This is a genomic window from Exiguobacterium sp. ERU653, assembly GCF_018617775.1.
Lineage (GTDB): Bacteria > Bacillota > Bacilli > Exiguobacteriales > Exiguobacteriaceae > Exiguobacterium > Exiguobacterium marinum.
The window spans coordinates 104829-123874 of sequence record NZ_JACSKV010000002.1 but is presented as its reverse complement, the minus strand read 5'-3'; the positions used below and the strand labels follow the sequence as shown (position 1 = coordinate 123874).

Genomic DNA, 19046 nt, shown 5'->3' with positions numbered 1-19046 from the left:
AGGCGCTACACGGGAAGCATAGAAACTGATATGATGGGACCGGAATTGATAGTTTACAGAACGGGAGCGGTACGACATGAACTGGCACGCAGTAAAACGACAACTGAATGGATGGGCGATTCTCAGCTTTCTTGCGATTTTATTGATCGTCCTACCGGGAATTGTCGTACTCGTCGAATTGTTTGCGCCGGTCAATGACAATTGGCAGCACATCCAAGAGTACTTGCTTCCCCGTTACGTACGAAACACGCTATTCATCATGTTAGCCACAGGTGTACTGACGACCGTGATTGGGACGAGCCTCGCTTGGTTCGTGACCGTCTATGATTTCCCGTTCCGTCGTTTCTTTAAATGGGCACTCATCTTGCCGCTCGCGATTCCGCCTTATATCGGGGCGTACACGTATCATGGTATTTTAAATTATACCGGAGTGATTCAAACGACGTTACGAAATGAATTTGGTATCACCGTCGATCAATCGTACTTCAATATCATGTCGATTCAAGGGACAGTGTTCATCTTCACATTGTTTCTCTACCCATACATCTATACGATCACGCGGGCGTTCCTCCATAACCAGTCGTCCTCAATGATTGAGAACGCGCGGATTCTCGGTCGCGGGTCGTGGGATATTTTCTTCACCGTCGTCATTCCGATTTCTCGCGTCGCCATCATCGGTGGTGTCAGTCTCGTTTTGATGGAAGTGCTGAACGACTATGGGGTCGTGAAATATTTTGGGATTCAGACGTTCAGTACGGCCATTTTTAGCACATGGTTCGGGATGAAAGACACGTCGTCCGCATTGAAGCTAGCAGGTACCCTTATGATTCTCGTCATCGCCATCTTGACGATGGAGCGACTCGTACGAGGACGGAAACAATTCAGTTACGCTTCGACAAAAGTGAAACCGCTCAAACCGAGACCGCTTCAAGGCTGGCATCGCTATGCGGTATTCGCTTATGTCTCGATCGTCTTTGCGATTGCATTCGTCATCCCGTTCACGCAGCTGACGGCATGGACGTTCCTAACGTTCGATACGGTCTTTACGGAAGAATTTTGGCAACTCGTTTGGAATACGGTACGGGTCGCCTTTACCGCGACCGTGATTATCCTACTGTTCGCACTCATCATTGCGAACTATACGCGACTATTCCCGTCGAACATGACACGCGTCATTTCAAAAGTGACGACGCTTGGGTATTCGATTCCGGGAGCAGCGATCGCCATCGCGGTCATCACGCTCTTCTTATGGCTCGATGACAAAGTGCTTAATCTGGCACGTGCGCTCGACTTGAGTCAGACGTTCGTATTCCGAACGACGCTCATCATGCTCATCTTTGCTTACGTCATCCGCTTCCTCGCGATCGGTTACAACTCGATTGAGAGCGGATTCGAGAAGGTCGGGAAGTCGTTCACGGAAGCGTCCCGCATGTTGGGATGGAATACCGTCCAAACGTTCTTCCGCGTCGATATTCCGATGATCAAAGGTGCCATCATGAGCGCGTTCATCCTCGTCTTTATTGATATTATGAAAGAGTTGCCGCTGACGCTCTTTTTACAACCATTTAACTTTTCGACGCTTGCGACACAGGCGTTCAAATACGTGAGTGATGAGAAGATTCACGAAGCGGCACTCGCTTCCATCGTCATCGTCCTCATGAGTGGACTGTTGATATTCGTTTCCCACAAGGTGCTTGATAAGGAGGCCGACTAATGTTCGTTCAAATCAACGATTTACATTTTAGCTATAAAGGTGCAAATGAAGAAACCATCAAAGGGTTTTCGATTTCAATCACAAAAGGTGAAATCGTCTCACTTCTTGGGGACAGCGGTTCTGGGAAAAGTACGATTCTCCGTTTGATCGCGGGACTCGAGATGCCGAACCAGGGCGTCGTCGTCGTGAACGACTGTGTCTGTTGCGACGATTGTCAGTTCATGCCGCCAGAAGATCGTGGCGTCGGGATGGTCTTCCAAGACTACGCACTCTTCCCGCACATGACCGTTGAAAAGAACATTCGGTTCGGTCTTCATAAACTGAACCGCAAGGAACGGAATGCGCGTGTTGAAGAGATGCTCGAACTCGTCAATTTGACGGAATTTCGCCACCGCTACCCTTATGAGCTCAGTGGGGGACAACAACAGCGTGTCGCGCTCGCGCGTGCGCTCGCACCGAAGCCGGCGCTCTTGATTCTAGACGAACCGTTCAGTAACTTGGATACGTCACTTCAGCACCGGATTCGCGACGATTTGCGTCGCCTGTTGAAGCAGACGGGCACGACGACGATTTTCGTGACACATGATGAGGAAGATGCCGAAGCGCTTGCTGACCGCATCGTCTACCTCGGAGAAGGCAAAATTAAAAAGCAGGTCATGACGGAGAACAACAAGACGTTCAACCCGCAAATTCCTTGCTTCGTATAATTGAGAAGACCCCTTATTCACATTGAAGTGAGTAAGGGGTCTTCTTGTCATTTTGTCATCTGAGACGGTTTTGACTCATTTCCAAGCTTGTCAATCGCAGTCACGTAGTAGGATGCGTTGTTCTCACTTGTGACCTCGATACTTTTTCGTGCATGGGATGGGATACTTTCGATATGAGTCGCTTTTCCGTCGATGACTTCATAGATCCGATATCCAATCACGCTCTCTTGACGAACGGCGTGCCATGTCAATAAGTTACCTTTCAGCTCGATTGCCGTCGGTGTCTCGAGATCGACAGTTTCGTTCAGTTCGGTATCCACCAGCTCTGTATAGACGACGAATCGTTCATCGTAGCCCCCGTCCCCGAACGTCCCCGAACAGGTAATCAAATTTAAGTTCCGATTTGATGTGGCACCGAAAATCTCTTCAATTGGCGCGGTTTTCGTATCATAGCGTTCTGTTTTCGTGACGCGGAATCGTAAGGTGTTTCCCGCCTCATCTTGAATCAGAACATCATCGCCTTTTGTCAGTTGGTCGAGTTGATAAAAGATAGCCGGGCCGGTCTTACTATCCACGTGACCAGCAATCACGGCATTTCCTTTGCTACCTGGTGTGACACCGGGTTCGAACCACCCGACCTGGTTCTCATCTTCTGGTACGCCCATCTGTCCATTGTCCAGGACACCGACTTGTTCAATTGCCGTATCGACATCGATTTTAGGGATCTGGATTTGAACAGGGGTGACGGCCTTGGCGTTTTCTTCTTCCTCGGCTAAACGTAGCTTCTTCACCTCTTCCTGTAGAAGTGAGAATTCAGCCGTTAAATCCGGGCTCTTCTCTATTTGTTTTTCTTCTACAGGTGGTGACGACGATTCTTGGGCGCTCGTCCACGTCCAGAAGCTAAAACAAAAGAGAGAGAGCGCCAGAAACAAATGGCGCTTGTTCATGGGGCTCCCTCCTTATTGATTATTGTTCAGACACTTTACGTTTGCGAAGCGTTACGAAGGCGAGTAAGATTCCGCCAAGGACAGCTAATCCAGCGTAGAGGCTGTTCATTGATTGTTCTTGTGCACCACCGAGACCAGTTTCAGGCATCTCTTCAGGCATCATTGTTTCTTCGAACTTGTCAGGCATTTGTGTCACGATCGCGTTACCGAGTGTTTCACCAACACCGAACATGAACGCATATCCTTCACGGAATGACATCCAAGCAGCTTCTGCATCGCCAGCGACATATTGATCGAACGTGTCGAGTACGAGCGCTTCGTGCTGTTTGATCGCTTCTTCACCGGCAGCTTGTGGTAAGTTACCTTCTGTTGCAGCATCGAGGAATGTGCTGAAGTCGACAGCGAATTGGTCGAGTTTCATACGTGCATCTTCAATCTTCGCTTCGTCACCTTCAAGTGTAGCAGCGACGATGTCACCTTGTGCCGTGATGTGATCTGAGTTCCATACTTTTTCGAACTGTGCAGCACCTTCGTCACCATATACAGAAGCGATGGCTGCTTTGAAGTCGAGTGTGTTTTGGTCTTCTGCCCATGTTACGTAGTCATAATCCTCTGCTTGATCGTACCCTTTTTGCATACCGATTGCTGCGAGGGCGAAGTGCTCACCTGCGAGACTGTTCAATGTTGAGCGGAGTTCAACAGCTGGTGTGTCGGCTCCAGTCGTGAATTTGTCAGGCATTTGTGTGACGATTGCGCCTGAGAGGGCTTTACTGATGTTGAACATGTGCTTGTAGCCTTCACGGAACGTCATGTAAGCTTCTTCGTAATCTCCTTCGACGTAGTTATCGAATACAGAGAGGACTTGGTCTTCGTGAAGTTCAAGCGCATCAGCTGCTGCTTCCTTCGGTAAGTTCCCTTCCGTCGCTGCGTCGAGGAATGTTGAGAATTCTTCTACGAACTCATCAACTTCAGCTTCAGCTTCCATGCGTAACTCTTTGTTTTCTGATTTTGCAGCTTCGACGAAGTCGGCTGAGTAGTCGTTGTGACCACGGAAGATTTCTTCAAATTTCATGCCACCTTCTTCTCCATAGATAGAAGAAATGGCTGGTGTCATATCGAGTGCGTTTTGATCGAGTGCTTGATCTGCGACCGCAGCATCTGCTGCCTCGTCATAACCTTTCATCATCGATGTGACGGCTAATACATAGTGCTCAGATAAGAGTTGGTCGAGTGTCGCGCGAAGGTCACCTGCTGGTGTGCTCGCTGTTGGCATGTGGTCCGCTGCTTGTGCGTTCACTGGTACGAGTAGTCCTAAGGCAAGTGCCGGGGCTACGATTTTGTTTAACGTCTTCTTCTTCATGTGTAATCGCTCCTTTTCGTAAGTGAGTGTTGTCGTTATTTACACCCATCTAACGGAGCGGTTCAAAAAATGGATCACTCTTTTTTTATTTTTTTTCGTTTTTTTGTTGAAGTGTCCGATAAACCCCTGGTGCGACGCCATATTTCCGTTTGAAAATTCTGTGGAAATATGGATAACTTCGAAATCCAGATAGTTCCGCAATCGTTTCTAACGAATGCTTCGTATAGCGCATTTGCTCTTCGGCGATCTGCAACCGAATCGATTGTGCATATTCGATGATGGTCATCCCGGTCCCTTCTTTAAAGAGGTGAACGGTCCGTGAAACACTGAGGTCGACCGCTGTGGCGACGTCTGATACTTTGAACTCACTCGTGACGTGCGCTTCGATAAAGCGCATCATACGAGAGACGACTGGAGGTCGCGTATGGGAATGCACATCTTGAATCGAACGATCGAGCATGAGTAGAAGGGCTTGGACGAGCGTTTCAATTAGTACAGCACTTTGTTCAGATGGTGGACGACGCACTTCCTCTGTAATGTGTTGCCATAGCGAAAGTAGGCGGGAATCGATGGTGATCGCATACAGTCGTTTCCGTGGAGTCGCATGCCACCATGTATCCATCGAATGTCCAGTGCAAAAGATATGATAATCTCCGCTCGCGGGTGTATCGATATGCATTTCATAGAAGTCACCCGGACGGACGATTAATAAGTCACCAGGTCGTGTGATCATCGTTTCCCCATTGACCACAATCCGAGCCGTCCCCTCTGTCTGTAAGCGAATCAGATACGTATCGAGTAAGTTTGCGAATGGAAAAGTATAAGTCGTTGTATGGTACGAATAGCCACAAAAGCCGATTTCCATAATAGTCTCCTCTTTTTATAGCAAAATTGTGCATATCCTAATCATATCATGGATGGTCATGAATCCTTGAAGGCAGTACGATGAAAGCGTTGAAACGGAAAATGAACTTCAAGGAGGATGTAACATGAAACAATGGTGGAAAGAAGCGGTCGTATATCAAATTTATCCACGTAGCTTCAATGATTCGAATGGGGACGGAATTGGTGATATTCAAGGAATCACGGAGAAGATGTCTTACTTGGCAGAACTCGGGATCGATGTCATCTGGCTCTCGCCGGTATATGATTCACCAAACGATGACAATGGATACGATATTCGTGATTACCGTGCCATCATGGACGAGTTTGGTACGATGGATGACTTTGATGCGATGCTTGAGGAAGCGCACCGGCATGGTATTAAAATCATGATGGACCTCGTCGTCAACCACTCTTCTGACGAACACCAATGGTTCATGGAGTCACGTTCTTCAAAAGATAGTCCGTATCGTGACTATTATATTTGGAAAAAAGGAAAGGACGGTCAACCACCGACGAACTGGGGAGCTTTCTTCGGCGGTAGCGCTTGGCAGTATGATGAGGCGAGCGATGAGTACTACCTTCACCTCTTCAGTAAGAAGCAACCGGACTTGAACTGGGAAAGCGAGACGCTTCGCCGTGAAGTGTATGACCTCATGACGTATTGGCTCGATAAAGGGGTCGATGGGTTCCGAATGGACGTCATCAACATGATCTCAAAAGACCAAAGCTACCCAGACGGTCAAACACAAGGAACGGGATACGGTGACGGTACGCCATTCTTCTTTAACGGACCACGCATCCATGAATTCATGCAGGAGATGAATCAAGAAGTCTTATCGAAATACGATACGATCACGGTCGGGGAGATGCCAGGTGTCAGTGTAGAAGAAGCGAAGCTTTATACAGGGGAAGACCGCAACGAATTGAACATGGTCTTTCACTTTGAGCACGTAGACGTCGGGAACGGGAGCTTCGGGAAGTGGAATCCGACGGACTGGAAGTTGACCGAACTGAAGACGATCTTCTCACGTTGGCAAGAAGGACTTGAAGAAGAAGGGTGGAACAGCTTGTACTGGAGTAACCATGACCAGCCTCGAGCTATCTCACGTTTTGGGAATGATTCACCGGAATACCGTGTCCGTTCTGGGAAGATGCTCGCGACACTTCTTCATCTATTAAAAGGGACACCTTACATTTATCAAGGGGAAGAGTTCGGCATGACGAACGTCGCCTTTGATTCGATTGATCAGTATCGGGATATTGAGACGTTGAATGCCTATCGTGATTACACGTCAAAAGGATTGTTGACACACGATGAGATCTTCCGTGGGATTCATGAGCGGGGACGTGACAATTCACGCACACCAGTTCAGTGGTCGGACGAAGCGCACGGCGGCTTCACGACTGGGACGCCATGGATCGGGGTCAACCCGAACTATGTCGACATCAATGCGGAAGCGGCACGGAAAGACCCGAATTCGCTCTTCCATTACTACCGTCAATTGATTGCGCTCCGTAAAGCCAATCCAATCGTTGTCTATGGAAAGTATGAGCTCTTGTTGCCGAAAGATGAAGGGGTCTATGCATTCACACGTTCGTTCGAAGGGGAAACTTGGCTCGTGCTCTGTAACTTCTCGGACGAAACACAACAACGTGATTTACCATATGACGTAAACGAACGCGTCATCGGCAACATGGAACCGATTGGACCGTTCACGCTTCGTCCGTACGAAGCGCAAGTGTACAAACTGTGACCAAAAGCTCGCCATTCGGCGAGCTTTTTTTGAATGGTCACGTATCTTCTTTTCATGATTCGGGAATAGTGTAAGTAACGTCTGACATGAAAAGAGGGAACGACATGGGTACTTTAATCGCTTACTCTTCCAGGTATGGGACGAGTGAAAAAGTAGCGGCTCTACTCACTGAACGTCTGTCGGGTGACGTTCATGTCCAAAATATCGTAGAAGAGCCGAATGTGATGTGGGAGACGATCAATCACGTCATCGTCGGCAGTTCGATTCGGATGGGAACCATCCAGGACGAAATGAAGGAATGGTTGGCGCTTCACGAAGCACACTTGCTTGAGCATCCCCTCGCTTTATATTTGTGTGCCGGGACACCGACAGAATCAGAGCGGATTCGTGAGTTAGAAGAGGCGTACCGTGAATCACTCCGCGAGCATGCCTATTTTGTCGAGGTCGTTGGCAGTGGTTATGACTTTGAACGAATGGGTTTTTTAGACAAAGCAATCGTCCGAATGATGGCAAAGCAGAAAGAAAGCTCGCTTGAACTCGATGACGACAAATTGGACCGGCTCGTGGAGGCGGCTCAAACGTCCGAACGTACCCGGTCTGAGAACCCGTAAGCGAGTATGTCCTGTACATCAATCGGACTTTTCGTGGAGATGAGAGCATCTCCACTTTTTTTCTGTCCTTCGATTTGATGAAGCGCAATTTGTTCTATCTGACGTCCGATTTTTAAGGCGATGGGTGCAGACTCCTTGCACTTTAAGGCGTTGATAGTCACTTCGTCGGTGCGGTTCTCCCCTCCAAACAGCTCGAGGTCGGCTCGGGCTGTGGTAAACCCGCGAACGGAAATTCGTTTCAACTGTACACGTCTTGACTTATATTGAATCGCAAGTGCTGGATGCTGTTCATAGTCGTAGGTCGGGTCGCCGATGGCAGTCAAACCATGGATGAAGACATCTTGATATGCGGAAACGACCAGACTCCGTGGCGAGGATTTTGCATAAAGCGGGCTTCGGACTGGCTCGATGGATACCAAATTTGTACCGGACAGGAAGCGTGCAGTCGCGGAATCCGGATCGTCTGCCAAATGATGACCGATGTGGCGGAAGTTGAACGAACGATTGTCGTGAACGGAGAGATGTCCGAAGATATGGACGTCGTGTGCGGCTGACGAGGTTCCATGCGCTTTTACTTCGATACCTCCAAAACAGCCTTCCGTTCTGTTGTGAACAAGCGTGACGTGACGCGAACCGTCATCAATTTCAATGCCGTTTGAGTTTGAGAATCCTAAAGCGTGCGTTCGGCCATGGGGGTGATGACAATAACAGTTAGTGATGTAGATGGCATCACTATGATGTGTTGTGATCCCATCGTCCCCATAATTCGTTGCTTCGAGTTGATTGAGATGGATATACCGACTTCCGTTTGCCGCACGAAGTCCGTCACCTAGGTAGTGATAGTGCGGGGACGTAATGTCAAACGCATGGAGCCCGGCATTTTTAGCCGTCACATGATGCACCCATCCATACGTCACGTGCGCGAATGTCAAAGCGCTCGATGTCGTGTCACCGCTTGTCGTTCGTTTCACGTCACCTAAACGATCAACGTTCCAATCAAGTGTAAGATGGGATACCTCGATATGATGATTGCCGGCGAATGGGGTCGTATTTCGTAAAAGACGGCGATGCTTCGGAGCCCGATCGGATAATTTGAGGATTGTGACGTCTTGTCCGGCACCTTCAAGTGTACAACTAGAAGGAAGGCGAATTCCTCGAACGATATATACACCTGGTGGCACATAGACACGGCGATTAGAGCGGAGGGCGAGACGAAAGGCGAGGGTGCAGTCCGTCTTGCCATCTCCAACAGCCCCATAGTTCGTCACATCGACACGTGATTTTGTCATATGCATCAGATTCAAATATTCCGCATCGAGTCGGCGCATCCAAACGGGACGAACCACTCCATCGATCTGTTCAAGCGGAAGAGACGTCCGGACAGGCGAAACTCGCTCCGTTAATGGGATTCGACAAGCGTATGTTTGGCTCATTGCTGGATAAGTTGTTTTACTCGTGGTATGATGCCACTTGAGTGTTTGATGAATTAATTCTTCTTCAGACCAGTCGGAATAAGCAGCAATCATCGATGCGATTGACTGTTGATCATTTGAATTTTTCATAATAGATCCCCCTAGTGTCATCTTCTCTAGGGTGTACCCGTTTCGACTTATTTTTAGCAATCAGAAGTATTTACTAGACAGAAGCATCTAACCATGTTATATTCAATATGTGCTTAATTAAGAATAGCTGGAATCATAATTCACAAGTGCTTGGGATTATTTTTCATTAGATAATTCCAGAGGCTTGTATTTTTTTTGGTCAAGTTTTTTCTAGTAAGGCACTACTATAACGCATAGCGTTTATTTCAGGAGGGTTCATTCATGAACACAGGTAAAGTAAAATGGTTTAACTCAGAAAAAGGTTACGGCTTCATCGAAATGGAAGGCGGAGACGACGTATTCGTACACTTCTCAGCAATCCAAGGCGACGGCTTCAAAACACTTGAAGAAGGCCAAGAAGTAACTTTCGAAATCACAGACGGAGCTCGTGGACCACAAGCTTCTAACGTTGAAAAAATCTAATCTTCCTTTCTAAGGAATATGATACCTGCTCGCATCGGCGAGCAGGTTTTTTTGTGTTTAACCATATGGTTTGAGGGAACAGTATACGAGCGACAAATCGTGAAGGAGGAATTCGGAATGAGTGCAAAAGAAACAGCATTAAAAATATTAGACTCAAGTAATGTAGGTACAATGGCGACTGTATATAAAGTAAAACCGCACAGTCGATATATGACATTTTTCCATGAAGATTTCACGCTCTATACAGCAACTTCAAACGATACAGATAAGGTAGAGGAATTAGAGAGAAATCCATATACTCATATTTTAATTGGTTACGATGGAGATGGAGTCGGCGACACGTACCTAGAAATCTTAGGAAAAGCAACGGTGTCAGATGATGAATCGATGAAAGAAAAAGTATGGAATGACAAACTTGAAGGATGGTTCGATGGACCGGATGATCCAAAACTCATCATTCTCAAAATCGAACCTGAATCAATGCGTGTGATGAACAAAAAAGGTCAACCATCCCAAGAAGTCACCTTATAATACTCTTAGAGACGCCTAAAGAAGGCGTCTTTTTGTATATGTGAATAGACTGTGGCATACATATGTACGAATTATGAACAAGGAAGATTATATATGTGAAAAAGTGAACATAGATGATATATTGTGAATGTAATCACATTATTCATTTATTTAACTTCTTAAAGGGAGGAATTATTATGTTCACGAAATTTTGGCAAAACCACAATGTTGCCACAGCGATTTTAACGGTATTACGTGTATGGCTCGGTTATCATTGGTTGACGGCAGGTTGGGGTAAAATCACAGGTGGTTTTGGAACAGAAGGATTTTTAAACAACGCGGTGTCACTCGCCACTGGAGAACATCCAGCTGTCGCAGGATGGTGGGCCGCATTCTTAGAAAACTTTGCAATCCCGAACGCTGGATTATTCGATGTCCTCATTCCTTATGGTGAATTTTTGGTCGGCCTAGGGTTATTACTCGGTGCACTCACACGTAGTGCAGCATTCTTCGGACTTGTCATGAACATGGCGTTCTTACTTTCAGGAACAGTCAGCACGAACCCGACGATGTTGATCGTATCTGTCTTGATTTTAGTTGCCGGTCATAACGCTGGCAAAATCGGAGTCGACGGCTTGTTCCTTCGTAACTTCGTTGAAACGAAAGTATTGCACCGTTCACCAAATCGTCAAATAGCCTCGTAACTTTTATATGTTCTCCTGTGACAAACCTCTCACGTTTCGGCTACGATAGATGTAGCCTAACAGAGATAAAGGAGAACGCATATGACTATGACTCATTTTAAATGGATTGGCTACACAGAAGGGGTATCCTTCTTGCTGTTACTATTAATCGCGATGCCACTGAAATATATGGCCGGCATTCCACTTGCGGTCAGTATTGTCGGCGCAGCGCACGGTTTCTTGTTTGTTGCTTACGTGCTCGCAGCCGTGTACATGGCGTGGCGCTTCCGTTGGGGCTTCAAAGTTTTGACGCTTGCTGTTATGGCATCCGTCATCCCATTCGGACCATTTTTATTAGAAAAACGGGTACTCCCGTCAACAGAGAAGACATCGAACTGATTCGTTCGATGTCTTTTTCGTTACGACACACGTTCGGCTGACTGAAGTGCAGCTTTTTCTGCCTGGATGTCGTGACGGATGCGATAGGTGAGTGTGAAAGTACATAAGAGTAGACCAATCATACAGGCGGTATATAGATGAGCGACTGGCACAAGATCACTTAATATTCCGAATAAGATGAAACCGATTGGTGTGATCCCCATCGCGAGTGATTCGAGTACCCCAATCACACGACCTAAGTAGTTCGGGTCCGTATTCGTTTGTAAGAGCAATTGAATGGGGATATTGACACGTACGATGAAGAAACCGCTCAGTAAAGCGAACATCGCAAAAAAGAAAATCGACGTGATGACGTTGAAGTTCAAATATAATGGAATGGCAGGGCCGACAAATAGAATGCTGAGTATGGTCAGTGCTGATCGCATGGTCGATAGGCGATGTTTGATGTTGAATAACGGCAAGGCGTGAAGTAAAGAAGCGACTAAAAATCCAATGGCAACCATGCTTTCAAGTAGTCCGAACTGGAACGGGGACACACCGACCTCTTGTAATGCTGCAATCGGGAACAACACTTCTGACGCGACGAAAAAGAAGTTCAAGAATGCGGCGAGGACGGTGACCGTCCATAAAACGCGCTGCTGTTTCAAATAAGACAGACCGGACCGTACATCTTCCCAGGTGGATTGTTCGGTTGGAGCAACCTCTTTCTGATGAAATGTGAGTCGAGAAGCAAGTAACGCAGCAATCATGAAGAATAGGGCTGAGCTGAATAAAAACACTGGAATCGGTATGAGTTTAAACAGTGCTCCGGCAAGAAGCGGAGTACCGATACTTGAGATGGAGATGATACTTTGAATGAGGGAGTTGGCACGTTGAAGCTCTTCCTCTTCAAATAGAAGTGGAATCGAACTCGATAGCGTGACCGATAAGAAAGTGGAGACGATGGATAAGAAAAATGTGATGACATAAAAGGCAGGTGCTTCAAAAGTCCACATTAGACTTCCAATCCCTGCGAGTAAAAATAATCCTCCATTCAAAGACTCCATCTTGATGATGACGCCTTTTCGGTCAAGCTTATCCGCATAAGCACCGGCAAATGGTGACAGGAGAACGCGTGGCAATGTTCCTGCCAGTAAGACAAATGCAAATTGCAGTCCAGATCCGGTCGTCGTCAATACCGTTAAGCCTGCTACGAACGTAAATAAGTTGGATGCGAACAAAGACATGAATTTACCGAGTAATAAAATGGAGAGGTTGGACGAAAAGAATTTCATAGGAAGCACTCCTTTGCAAATTTGTTAAATGTGATTTAACATTAGCATAAAGGTACGGGAGTGAAATGTAAACAAAAAGTTCAATATAATTTAACTTTTCGAGGTGGCATATGATTGGTGAACGAATTAAAGCGTTACGAAAACAGAAAAAAATGACCCAGACGCAGTTGGCGGAAGGGATTGTCACGAAATCGATGCTCAGTATGATTGAGAACGGGAAAGCGGAAGCATCGATGCGTAGTTTGCGAGAACTTTCCAGTCGTTTAGGTGTGTCGATGCAACAGTTATTGACGGACCCGAAAGAAGCTGAGCTACAAACGATGGTCGAACAGTTAGAATATGAAGAAATGACACTCATCTCGCGTTCGGATCAAGAAATACGACAGATGCTTTCCCCATACTTAAAAGAAGAAATGAACTCTGTGTGGCAAGGGAAAGCGTATATGTTGTATGGCGATACGTACTTTCAAGAAGAAGAAAATGAGAAGGTGTTAGCCTACTACGACCGAGCGATTGAGATTTTTGAAAAATTAGGAGAAACAGATGAATTGGCGATCGGGCGCATCAGCCAAGCTTACTATTTATTGATGTGGAACCGATATGAAGAATCGATTGAGCGGATTGACGCGATTGAACTCCTTGATGCGAAGTACATGAAAGCGAAAACGAGAACTGAGTATGCCATGTTGATCGTCTTTAAAAATCTTCTTTGTGATGAGGATTTGGAAGGCTCCATTCGACAGCTTGAAGACGCGCTCGAGTATATGAAGCGGACTAGAATCTACTACCGTGCGGATGACGTATATCGGACCATTTCGATTTGTGCGCTCTATTTGAATGATGAGACGAAAATTCGTGAGTCTTTACAAAAAGCGAAGCAATACATTCAATTCACGGAAGACCGCTTGGCAGAAATCAAAGTGGCACTTTCCGAAGCACTCTATGCGATGGAATACCGACATATTGATCTGTTAGGAGAAAACGTCAAGTTGATGGAATCACTCACGACAGAGATTGAGCCGTTCATTGCGGCGATTTCGATGGCGAAAGGTGTGTACTACGCTTTTCGAGGGGAATCGGAAAAAGGAAGAGAGTGTTTATTGGCATTATGGGAAAATCGAGACGAGTGGAAAACACATAGTTTAGTCGATATCGCGATTTACTACGAAGGGTTATTAAGGGGAACACTGAACGGATGCGGGGACGACTGGGTATCCGTGATCGAAGAAAAAGTGAAGGAATTCCCACAAGGTCTGTTTCGCAAACGTTTAGAATTATTACTACAACAGATCAAGGGCTGACGAATCAGCCCTTGAACGTTTGAACCAATGTCCCTTTACCATGTTCGACCTGCACAGAAGCGTGCGCTCCGTTAACGAGCGTCATCTGCGGGGGAACGTGCCCACAATCGATATCGTAAAAGATTGGAATACCTAGAGTGTGGTGAAGCTCTTCATACACCATCTCGACCGTATAGTCTTGATGCACAGAAGGTGCCTCACTCCGTCCAAATAGAATACCAGACGTATGCTCGAACCAACCGGCCCACTTCATTTGAAGGAGGGTCCTTTTTAGTGCCGGAATGTTCATCTCGGCGTTTTCAAAATACCAAAGAATCGGTTCGCCGTTCAGGTGCTCGTGTTGGAACGTCTTGACGTTTCCATATGGCGTCCCGATTGTATGTAAGAGCACATCAAGACATCCACCGAGCAATCGACCTGTCGCGTGTTGACCACCGACAGCTTTCCATTCATTCGTTTCCGTCAAGTGAAACAGATGTGGCGTTGGGTTATCAAACTGCCATTCTTTTTGGAACTTCTCGGACGAACGTTGGATGACCGTCTCGTTGGTCCGCGTCGACAACACATCGAGCCAACGTGAACTCGTCTCGTCCCACACTTCGGCACGTAAGTCGACTAAGTTTGGACCGTGTGCCGAGGCGATTCCGGTTTTTAGCGTATACACAAAAAGCAATAAACTTGTATCCGAATAGCCGAGCATCCATTTTGCGGGTAATGTCTGCCACTCGATTTGATTGAGAATCTCCATTAAGAGTTCCCCACCCCAGGGCGGGACAATCAAGTCGACTTTGTCATCTTGAAGTAGAGATGTCAGCTCATGTGCACGGACCCGAGCCGGAGCGGACTTCCCAAATCGTTGTTTCCACGCATTCGGAGTGAATTGCAACGTGAACCCTCGAGTGGAAAACTTCTGTTCCGATTGATGTAATAAATGGTGCAGTTCTTCTGGTATACCTGACGAAGGGGCAGTGACACCGATGTGATGCCCGGTCAACTGTGGATAACGAATCATGACGACCTCCTGTGGATAAGTGATGATTGGGATGGGTTAAAATGGTTATCCACATGTGGACAACTAATTAGAGCGCATTCGTTCGGCATGACGTATTCCCCATTCATTCATCGCTTCGAGAATCGGGATGAGCGTTTTCCCATACTCACTTAAGCGATAGTCAACACGGGGAGGGACTTCTGGATAGACGGTTCGGATGACAATCTCCTGTTCTTCTAAGTCACGGAGTTGTGCGGTCAATATCTTTTGACTGATTTTTGGTAACGATCGCTTCAACTCACTGAAGCGTAACGTATCCCCGTTGATTAGTACGAGGAGGATGGAATGCTTCCATTTTCCTGTGATCAGTTCGAGTGCCGTATCGACTTCGCAGCTTGTTATGTTGGTCACATCGCTCTTCCTTTCCAATAGTATCGTTGAAGTAACTATACCACCTTTTTGTGCCTACTTCTGTAACGTAAGCTGAGCGGGTATAGTGGGGGTGAGGTGATTTTATATGAAAATCGAGAAAATTGAACTAGGACCGGTGACGCTTCGGGTCCGTGATATCGAACAGGTGAAACAATTTTATGTAGACGTAATCGGGATGAACGTCATAGAAGAAACCGAAGAACTTGTCACGCTCGGAACGAAAGAACGTTCACTCGTTATCTTGCACAGTGTGCCACAAGCGAAGACGAATCCACGAGCGGCAGGGTTATTTCATTTAGCAATTCTATTGCCGGATCGCGTGGAGTTAGGAAGCATCTTGGCACATCTTATTGAGCGGCGTATCGAAGTCGGGCAAGGTGACCACTTGGTGAGTGAAGCGTTCTACTTGAGTGACCCAGAAGGGAATGGAATCGAGCTGTACGCCGATCGTCCGAAAGACCAATGGACGTATGAAGCAAACGGTCATGTGAAAATGGCGACAGAGCCTGTCGAGTATGAGTCGATGCTTCAAGCTGCGGCGAATCGACCGTTCACAGGTTTACCAATCGGGACAACGATGGGACATGTGCACTTTAAAGTTCGGTCAATCGAAGCAGCAAAACGCTTCTACCATGATCGTCTCGGTTTTTCCATCACGACGGATTCTTATCCGGGGGCACTGTTCCTTTCGGCAGACGGATATCACCATCACATTGGTACGAACGTGTGGGCACGTCCGAGTGATGCTCTAGGAGTTGAGGCAGGACTCGAGACATGGACGCTTCTCGTCAATGAGCAGACGAATCAAGCATTAGGTGGTACGTCATCTGAATGGTCGTTGACCGATGAAGACGGGATTACCGTGCATATAAAAAGAACGGACGCTTGACGTCCGTTCTTTTAATGTGCGGATACTTTCTTCTGACTTGCATTGAATGAGATGCGAAGTCCGCGTTTTTGATACGCTTGCTCGACTCTCTTCGGGTTGATGCTGAGCTCGAGATGAGCTAGCTTCAAATGTTCAAGTGCTGGCACCGTGACATCAAGACGAACGAGCTCCATATTACGCTCTGCTTTTTTGCGTGTTCGTCTCAAGTTACGGGGCACCTCCTCTGACGTCAGTGCCGCGATCGTTTCATTTACTTGTTGTCGTTTGTCACCTTTGATGCTCAAGGCAGAATACAGCTTATCGAGTGAACCGAATCGTTTGATCAGTTGAACCGATTGACTTTCATCGAGTCCAGCCACTGGAGGAATACCGTCAGAACGGTCTCCTGTCAACGCTTTAACGGCTGACAATTGCTTCGGTTTCAACCCTTCGTATAACGCTGCAATCTCTTCTGGTCGAATTTCTAAATGACGTTTGAGAGGTAACGGACGGTTATCACGAATGTCACAGCGAGCCTGCATTTGCTGAAGCTCCTGTGTTTGTAACCAAACGGTGATTCGTGGACTGACAAGCTGTAACAAGTCTTTATCTTTTGTCATGATGACCACAGGGGCACTGCAACTGAATTTACGCGCGATATGGGCAATCAAATCTTCCCCTTCATACCCTTCTACTTGGAATTGTGGAATCCCACTATCCTCAAGCAATTGGCGCATGAGTTCCATCTGCGCTTTCAATTCAGGCGGTGTTTGGCGTCTGCGGCGTTTATAGCCCGGGTACAGTTCTCGACGCCATAATGTTTCACGTGAGACGTCCCAGACGACGACAAAATGAGTCGGACGATGTCTACGTAGAATCGTCCGAATGAGGCCGGTCATTCCGATGACGGCACTCCGATCGTTTTTTGATACCTCGCGTCCTTTTTTCGTTCGGCTCGCGGCGGCACCATAATAAGCACTGGCCAGCATGGAGTTACCGTCAATCAAAAATAGTTTGCGTTCCATGCGTAACCTTCTTTCTATTTCTTTCTGTTTAAACCGAACATCTCGCCATGTTTCGGTGATGTTGTGTCATTGAGTGGGTGACACTCAAATAAGCAACATATGTGCAGTATATCACGGTAAGAGGCGAAAATATAGCGACAGTTCGATTCGAATGTTAAAAACCCTTCTCTACATTTAGGAGAAGGGCGTGAAAAAAAGCATCATTCTGATATAGGTTCTTCCTTTTCATATGAGGCTAAAATCAAATCAACGAAGACGATGCGGTGATTATCGACTTCACTCACAATCAGTTCGTGATTACCAGGCAAAGTGAAGCGTTCGCCCGTTCGTGCGTTCGCTTTTTGTGATAAAACGAATCCGCCGACCGTATCGACATCATCCTCGATTTCAATGCCAAACCGCTCTTCGAGTTCTTGTGTTAATACGAGTCCCGAGAGACGGTAATGTTTCGGAGCGACTTCTGTAATTTCAGCTTGTTCATCTCGGTCGAACTCGTCTCGGATTTCACCAACGATTTCTTCTAAAATATCTTCAATCGTCAAAAGGCCGGCAGTTCCCCCGTATTCATCGATGACGAGGCACATCATCGTCTGTGCGTTTTGCATTTTCACCATCGCTTCTTGAAGTGGAGTGAACTCAGTAACGAGTGGTAATTGATGAATGAACGATTCGAACGGCGCATCATTTTTCGAAAGTTGAGCAGTGAAAAGTTGTTTTGCGTTCACGAATCCGAGAACATCGTCCCGATCGCCATCCCGTGTGACCGGATAACGCGTGTACTGGTGTTCTTCGACAACCGAAATAATTTCTTCGATTGTATCTTCTTCATCAATCGTCACCATGTTCATTCGTGGAACCATGGCATCTTTGGCAATCCGCTCGTCAAAGGAGAAGATGTTTTGTACGTATGCTAACTCGTTTTCGTTAATCTCACCACTACGGAAACTTTCCGTCATGATGATTTTCAGTTCTTCTTCCGAGTGAGCCGTTTCTTGAGCCGTCGTCTGAACCCCGAACAAGCGGAGAGTCAGTCGAGCCATACTGTTCAAGGCACGAATGAACGGATAGAAGAGTTTCGTGAACACATAGAGCGGACGCGCGACAAGGAGCGTCAACTTTTCAGATTCATGAACCGCAAGCGTCTTTGGAACTAATTCCCCGATGACGACGTGCAGGAACGCGATCAGTAAAAATGCAATCAGAAACGACAAGAACGTCACGAGTGATTGTGATAAGTTCAACTGTTCAACCAACGTGTGGATATATTTTTCGATTTGGTCAGCGCCGATCCATCCGAGACCTAGTGCGGAAAGCGTAATCCCGAACTGAGAAGCAGAGAGCGAGTCGTCAATATTTTCGATGACTTTTTTCGCAGTGACGGCTTTCTTGTTTCCTTCGAGCACGAGCTGGTCGAGTCGAGCGCTACGCACTTTTACAATTGAAAATTCGGCTGCCACGAAAAAGGCAGTCAAAAAGATTAAGAGCGTAACGATGAATAAGCTAAGTAACATGGGACTGTCCAACAATTCCCCCAAAAATCGGGGAGTCACCTCCATTAAGA

At 46.8% G+C, this 19046-nt stretch carries 19 protein-coding genes; 10 read left to right on the top strand and 9 right to left on the bottom strand.

Features of this window, described 5'->3' with window-relative positions; all coding sequences use genetic code 11:
* Positions 1 to 76 precede the first annotated feature (76 nt).
* Both KNO95_RS10635 and KNO95_RS10630 read left to right on the top strand, forming a co-directional pair.
* Positions 77 to 1714, top strand: a complete 1638-nt coding sequence (locus tag KNO95_RS10635; protein ID WP_026824596.1) for an ABC transporter permease — start codon at positions 77 to 79, stop codon at positions 1712 to 1714.
* The gene (locus KNO95_RS10630) at positions 1714 to 2421 is read left to right on the top strand and encodes an ABC transporter ATP-binding protein (RefSeq protein ID WP_026824595.1); all 708 of its coding nucleotides are present in this window, start codon (positions 1714 to 1716) and stop codon (positions 2419 to 2421) included. Before KNO95_RS10635 ends, KNO95_RS10630 begins: the two co-directional genes overlap by 1 nt.
* Before the next feature lie 47 nt (positions 2422 to 2468).
* Here KNO95_RS10630 and KNO95_RS10625 read toward each other — a convergent pair whose 3' ends face one another.
* From KNO95_RS10625 to KNO95_RS10615, 3 genes are all read right to left on the bottom strand, one after another.
* Positions 2469 to 3368 (bottom strand): class F sortase, encoded by a 900-nt coding sequence (locus KNO95_RS10625; protein ID WP_214878985.1) that lies wholly within the window; start codon positions 3366 to 3368, stop codon positions 2469 to 2471.
* A gap of 19 nt (positions 3369 to 3387) precedes the next feature.
* Positions 3388 to 4728 carry a globin family protein gene (locus KNO95_RS10620; RefSeq protein WP_214703628.1) on the bottom strand — a complete coding sequence of 447 codons (1341 nt, stop codon included), beginning with the start codon at positions 4726 to 4728 and terminating at the stop codon, positions 3388 to 3390.
* Between the two features lie 85 nt (positions 4729 to 4813).
* Positions 4814 to 5593 carry a helix-turn-helix domain-containing protein gene (locus KNO95_RS10615; protein ID WP_214878983.1) on the bottom strand — a complete coding sequence of 260 codons (780 nt, stop codon included), beginning with the start codon at positions 5591 to 5593 and terminating at the stop codon, positions 4814 to 4816.
* A 124-nt stretch (positions 5594 to 5717) separates the two neighbouring features.
* Here KNO95_RS10615 and KNO95_RS10610 point away from each other — a divergent pair, with 124 nt between their 5' ends.
* Together KNO95_RS10610 and KNO95_RS10605 are read left to right on the top strand one after the other, a co-directional pair.
* Positions 5718 to 7367 (top strand): glycoside hydrolase family 13 protein, encoded by a 1650-nt coding sequence (locus tag KNO95_RS10610; protein WP_214878981.1) that lies wholly within the window; start codon positions 5718 to 5720, stop codon positions 7365 to 7367.
* A 104-nt stretch (positions 7368 to 7471) separates the two neighbouring features.
* On the top strand, positions 7472 to 7978 hold the full coding sequence (locus tag KNO95_RS10605; RefSeq protein ID WP_214878979.1) for a flavodoxin domain-containing protein: 507 nt from the start codon (positions 7472 to 7474) through the stop codon (positions 7976 to 7978).
* Here KNO95_RS10605 and KNO95_RS10600 read toward each other — a convergent pair.
* A complete protein-coding gene (locus KNO95_RS10600) occupies positions 7942 to 9540 on the bottom strand; it encodes a glycoside hydrolase family 55 protein (RefSeq protein WP_214878977.1) in 1599 nt (532 codons plus the stop codon). The two genes, KNO95_RS10605 and KNO95_RS10600, sit on opposite strands and share 37 nt — an antisense overlap.
* Positions 9541 to 9801: 261 nt before the next feature.
* Between KNO95_RS10600 and KNO95_RS10595 the strand changes: the two genes are divergently transcribed.
* The 4 genes from KNO95_RS10595 (at position 9802) to KNO95_RS10580 (ending at position 11594) form a co-directional block, all read left to right on the top strand.
* A complete protein-coding gene (locus KNO95_RS10595; RefSeq protein WP_015880427.1) occupies positions 9802 to 10002 on the top strand; it encodes a cold-shock protein in 201 nt (66 codons plus the stop codon).
* A 117-nt stretch (positions 10003 to 10119) separates the two neighbouring features.
* Positions 10120 to 10533, top strand: coding sequence for a pyridoxamine 5'-phosphate oxidase family protein (locus tag KNO95_RS10590; RefSeq protein WP_026824589.1), 414 nt, complete (start codon positions 10120 to 10122; stop codon positions 10531 to 10533).
* Between the two features lie 176 nt (positions 10534 to 10709).
* Entirely contained in the window at positions 10710 to 11216 is a 507-nt protein-coding gene (locus KNO95_RS10585; RefSeq protein ID WP_026824588.1) for a DoxX family membrane protein, read from the top strand.
* 81 nt (positions 11217 to 11297) lie between these two features.
* Positions 11298 to 11594, top strand: coding sequence for a DUF3817 domain-containing protein (locus tag KNO95_RS10580; RefSeq protein ID WP_026824587.1), 297 nt, complete (start codon positions 11298 to 11300; stop codon positions 11592 to 11594).
* A gap of 20 nt (positions 11595 to 11614) precedes the next feature.
* Here KNO95_RS10580 and KNO95_RS10575 read toward each other — a convergent pair whose 3' ends face one another.
* The gene (locus tag KNO95_RS10575) at positions 11615 to 12868 is read right to left on the bottom strand and encodes an MFS transporter (RefSeq protein ID WP_214878975.1); all 1254 of its coding nucleotides are present in this window, start codon (positions 12866 to 12868) and stop codon (positions 11615 to 11617) included.
* 110 nt (positions 12869 to 12978) lie between these two features.
* Here KNO95_RS10575 and KNO95_RS10570 point away from each other — a divergent pair, with 110 nt between their 5' ends.
* Positions 12979 to 14169: a helix-turn-helix domain-containing protein gene (locus KNO95_RS10570; protein ID WP_214878973.1), complete on the top strand. Its 1191-nt coding sequence runs from the start codon at positions 12979 to 12981 to the stop codon at positions 14167 to 14169.
* Positions 14170 to 14173: 4 nt separating this feature from the next.
* Here KNO95_RS10570 and KNO95_RS10565 read toward each other — a convergent pair whose 3' ends face one another.
* Entirely contained in the window at positions 14174 to 15181 is a 1008-nt protein-coding gene (locus KNO95_RS10565; protein WP_214878971.1) for a S66 family peptidase, read from the bottom strand.
* A gap of 63 nt (positions 15182 to 15244) precedes the next feature.
* Positions 15245 to 15571 carry a winged helix-turn-helix transcriptional regulator gene (locus tag KNO95_RS10560; RefSeq protein ID WP_214703645.1) on the bottom strand — a complete coding sequence of 109 codons (327 nt, stop codon included), beginning with the start codon at positions 15569 to 15571 and terminating at the stop codon, positions 15245 to 15247.
* Positions 15572 to 15677: 106 nt separating this feature from the next.
* On the opposite strand from KNO95_RS10560, the gene KNO95_RS10555 reads away from it, so the two are divergent.
* Positions 15678 to 16481, top strand: coding sequence for a VOC family protein (locus KNO95_RS10555; RefSeq protein WP_214703647.1), 804 nt, complete (start codon positions 15678 to 15680; stop codon positions 16479 to 16481).
* Between the two features lie 11 nt (positions 16482 to 16492).
* Here KNO95_RS10555 and KNO95_RS10550 read toward each other — a convergent pair whose 3' ends face one another.
* Both KNO95_RS10550 and KNO95_RS10545 read right to left on the bottom strand, forming a co-directional pair.
* Entirely contained in the window at positions 16493 to 17485 is a 993-nt protein-coding gene (locus KNO95_RS10550) for a 5'-3' exonuclease (RefSeq protein ID WP_026824581.1), read from the bottom strand.
* Between the two features lie 200 nt (positions 17486 to 17685).
* Positions 17686 to 19008: a hemolysin family protein gene (locus tag KNO95_RS10545; protein WP_251125158.1), complete on the bottom strand. Its 1323-nt coding sequence runs from the start codon at positions 19006 to 19008 to the stop codon at positions 17686 to 17688.
* Positions 19009 to 19046 lie beyond the last annotated feature (38 nt).

Bases quoted from the DNA above. Each gene is read 5' to 3' on its own strand.
- KNO95_RS10635 (WP_026824596.1), top strand. From the start codon at position 77: ATGAACTGGCACGCAGTAAAACGACAACTGAATGGATGGGCGATTCTC.
- KNO95_RS10630 (WP_026824595.1), top strand. From the start codon at position 1,714: ATGTTCGTTCAAATCAACGATTTACATTTTAGCTATAAAGGTGCAAAT.
- KNO95_RS10625 (WP_214878985.1), bottom strand. From the start codon at position 3,368: ATGAACAAGCGCCATTTGTTTCTGGCGCTCTCTCTCTTTTGTTTTAGC.
- KNO95_RS10620 (WP_214703628.1), bottom strand. From the start codon at position 4,728: ATGAAGAAGAAGACGTTAAACAAAATCGTAGCCCCGGCACTTGCCTTA.
- KNO95_RS10615 (WP_214878983.1), bottom strand. From the start codon at position 5,593: ATGGAAATCGGCTTTTGTGGCTATTCGTACCATACAACGACTTATACT.
- KNO95_RS10610 (WP_214878981.1), top strand. From the start codon at position 5,718: ATGAAACAATGGTGGAAAGAAGCGGTCGTATATCAAATTTATCCACGT.
- KNO95_RS10605 (WP_214878979.1), top strand. From the start codon at position 7,472: ATGGGTACTTTAATCGCTTACTCTTCCAGGTATGGGACGAGTGAAAAA.
- KNO95_RS10600 (WP_214878977.1), bottom strand. From the start codon at position 9,540: ATGAAAAATTCAAATGATCAACAGTCAATCGCATCGATGATTGCTGCT.
- KNO95_RS10595 (WP_015880427.1), top strand. From the start codon at position 9,802: ATGAACACAGGTAAAGTAAAATGGTTTAACTCAGAAAAAGGTTACGGC.
- KNO95_RS10590 (WP_026824589.1), top strand. From the start codon at position 10,120: ATGAGTGCAAAAGAAACAGCATTAAAAATATTAGACTCAAGTAATGTA.
- KNO95_RS10585 (WP_026824588.1), top strand. From the start codon at position 10,710: ATGTTCACGAAATTTTGGCAAAACCACAATGTTGCCACAGCGATTTTA.
- KNO95_RS10580 (WP_026824587.1), top strand. From the start codon at position 11,298: ATGACTATGACTCATTTTAAATGGATTGGCTACACAGAAGGGGTATCC.
- KNO95_RS10575 (WP_214878975.1), bottom strand. From the start codon at position 12,868: ATGAAATTCTTTTCGTCCAACCTCTCCATTTTATTACTCGGTAAATTC.
- KNO95_RS10570 (WP_214878973.1), top strand. From the start codon at position 12,979: ATGATTGGTGAACGAATTAAAGCGTTACGAAAACAGAAAAAAATGACC.
- KNO95_RS10565 (WP_214878971.1), bottom strand. From the start codon at position 15,181: ATGATTCGTTATCCACAGTTGACCGGGCATCACATCGGTGTCACTGCC.
- KNO95_RS10555 (WP_214703647.1), top strand. From the start codon at position 15,678: ATGAAAATCGAGAAAATTGAACTAGGACCGGTGACGCTTCGGGTCCGT.
- KNO95_RS10550 (WP_026824581.1), bottom strand. From the start codon at position 17,485: ATGGAACGCAAACTATTTTTGATTGACGGTAACTCCATGCTGGCCAGT.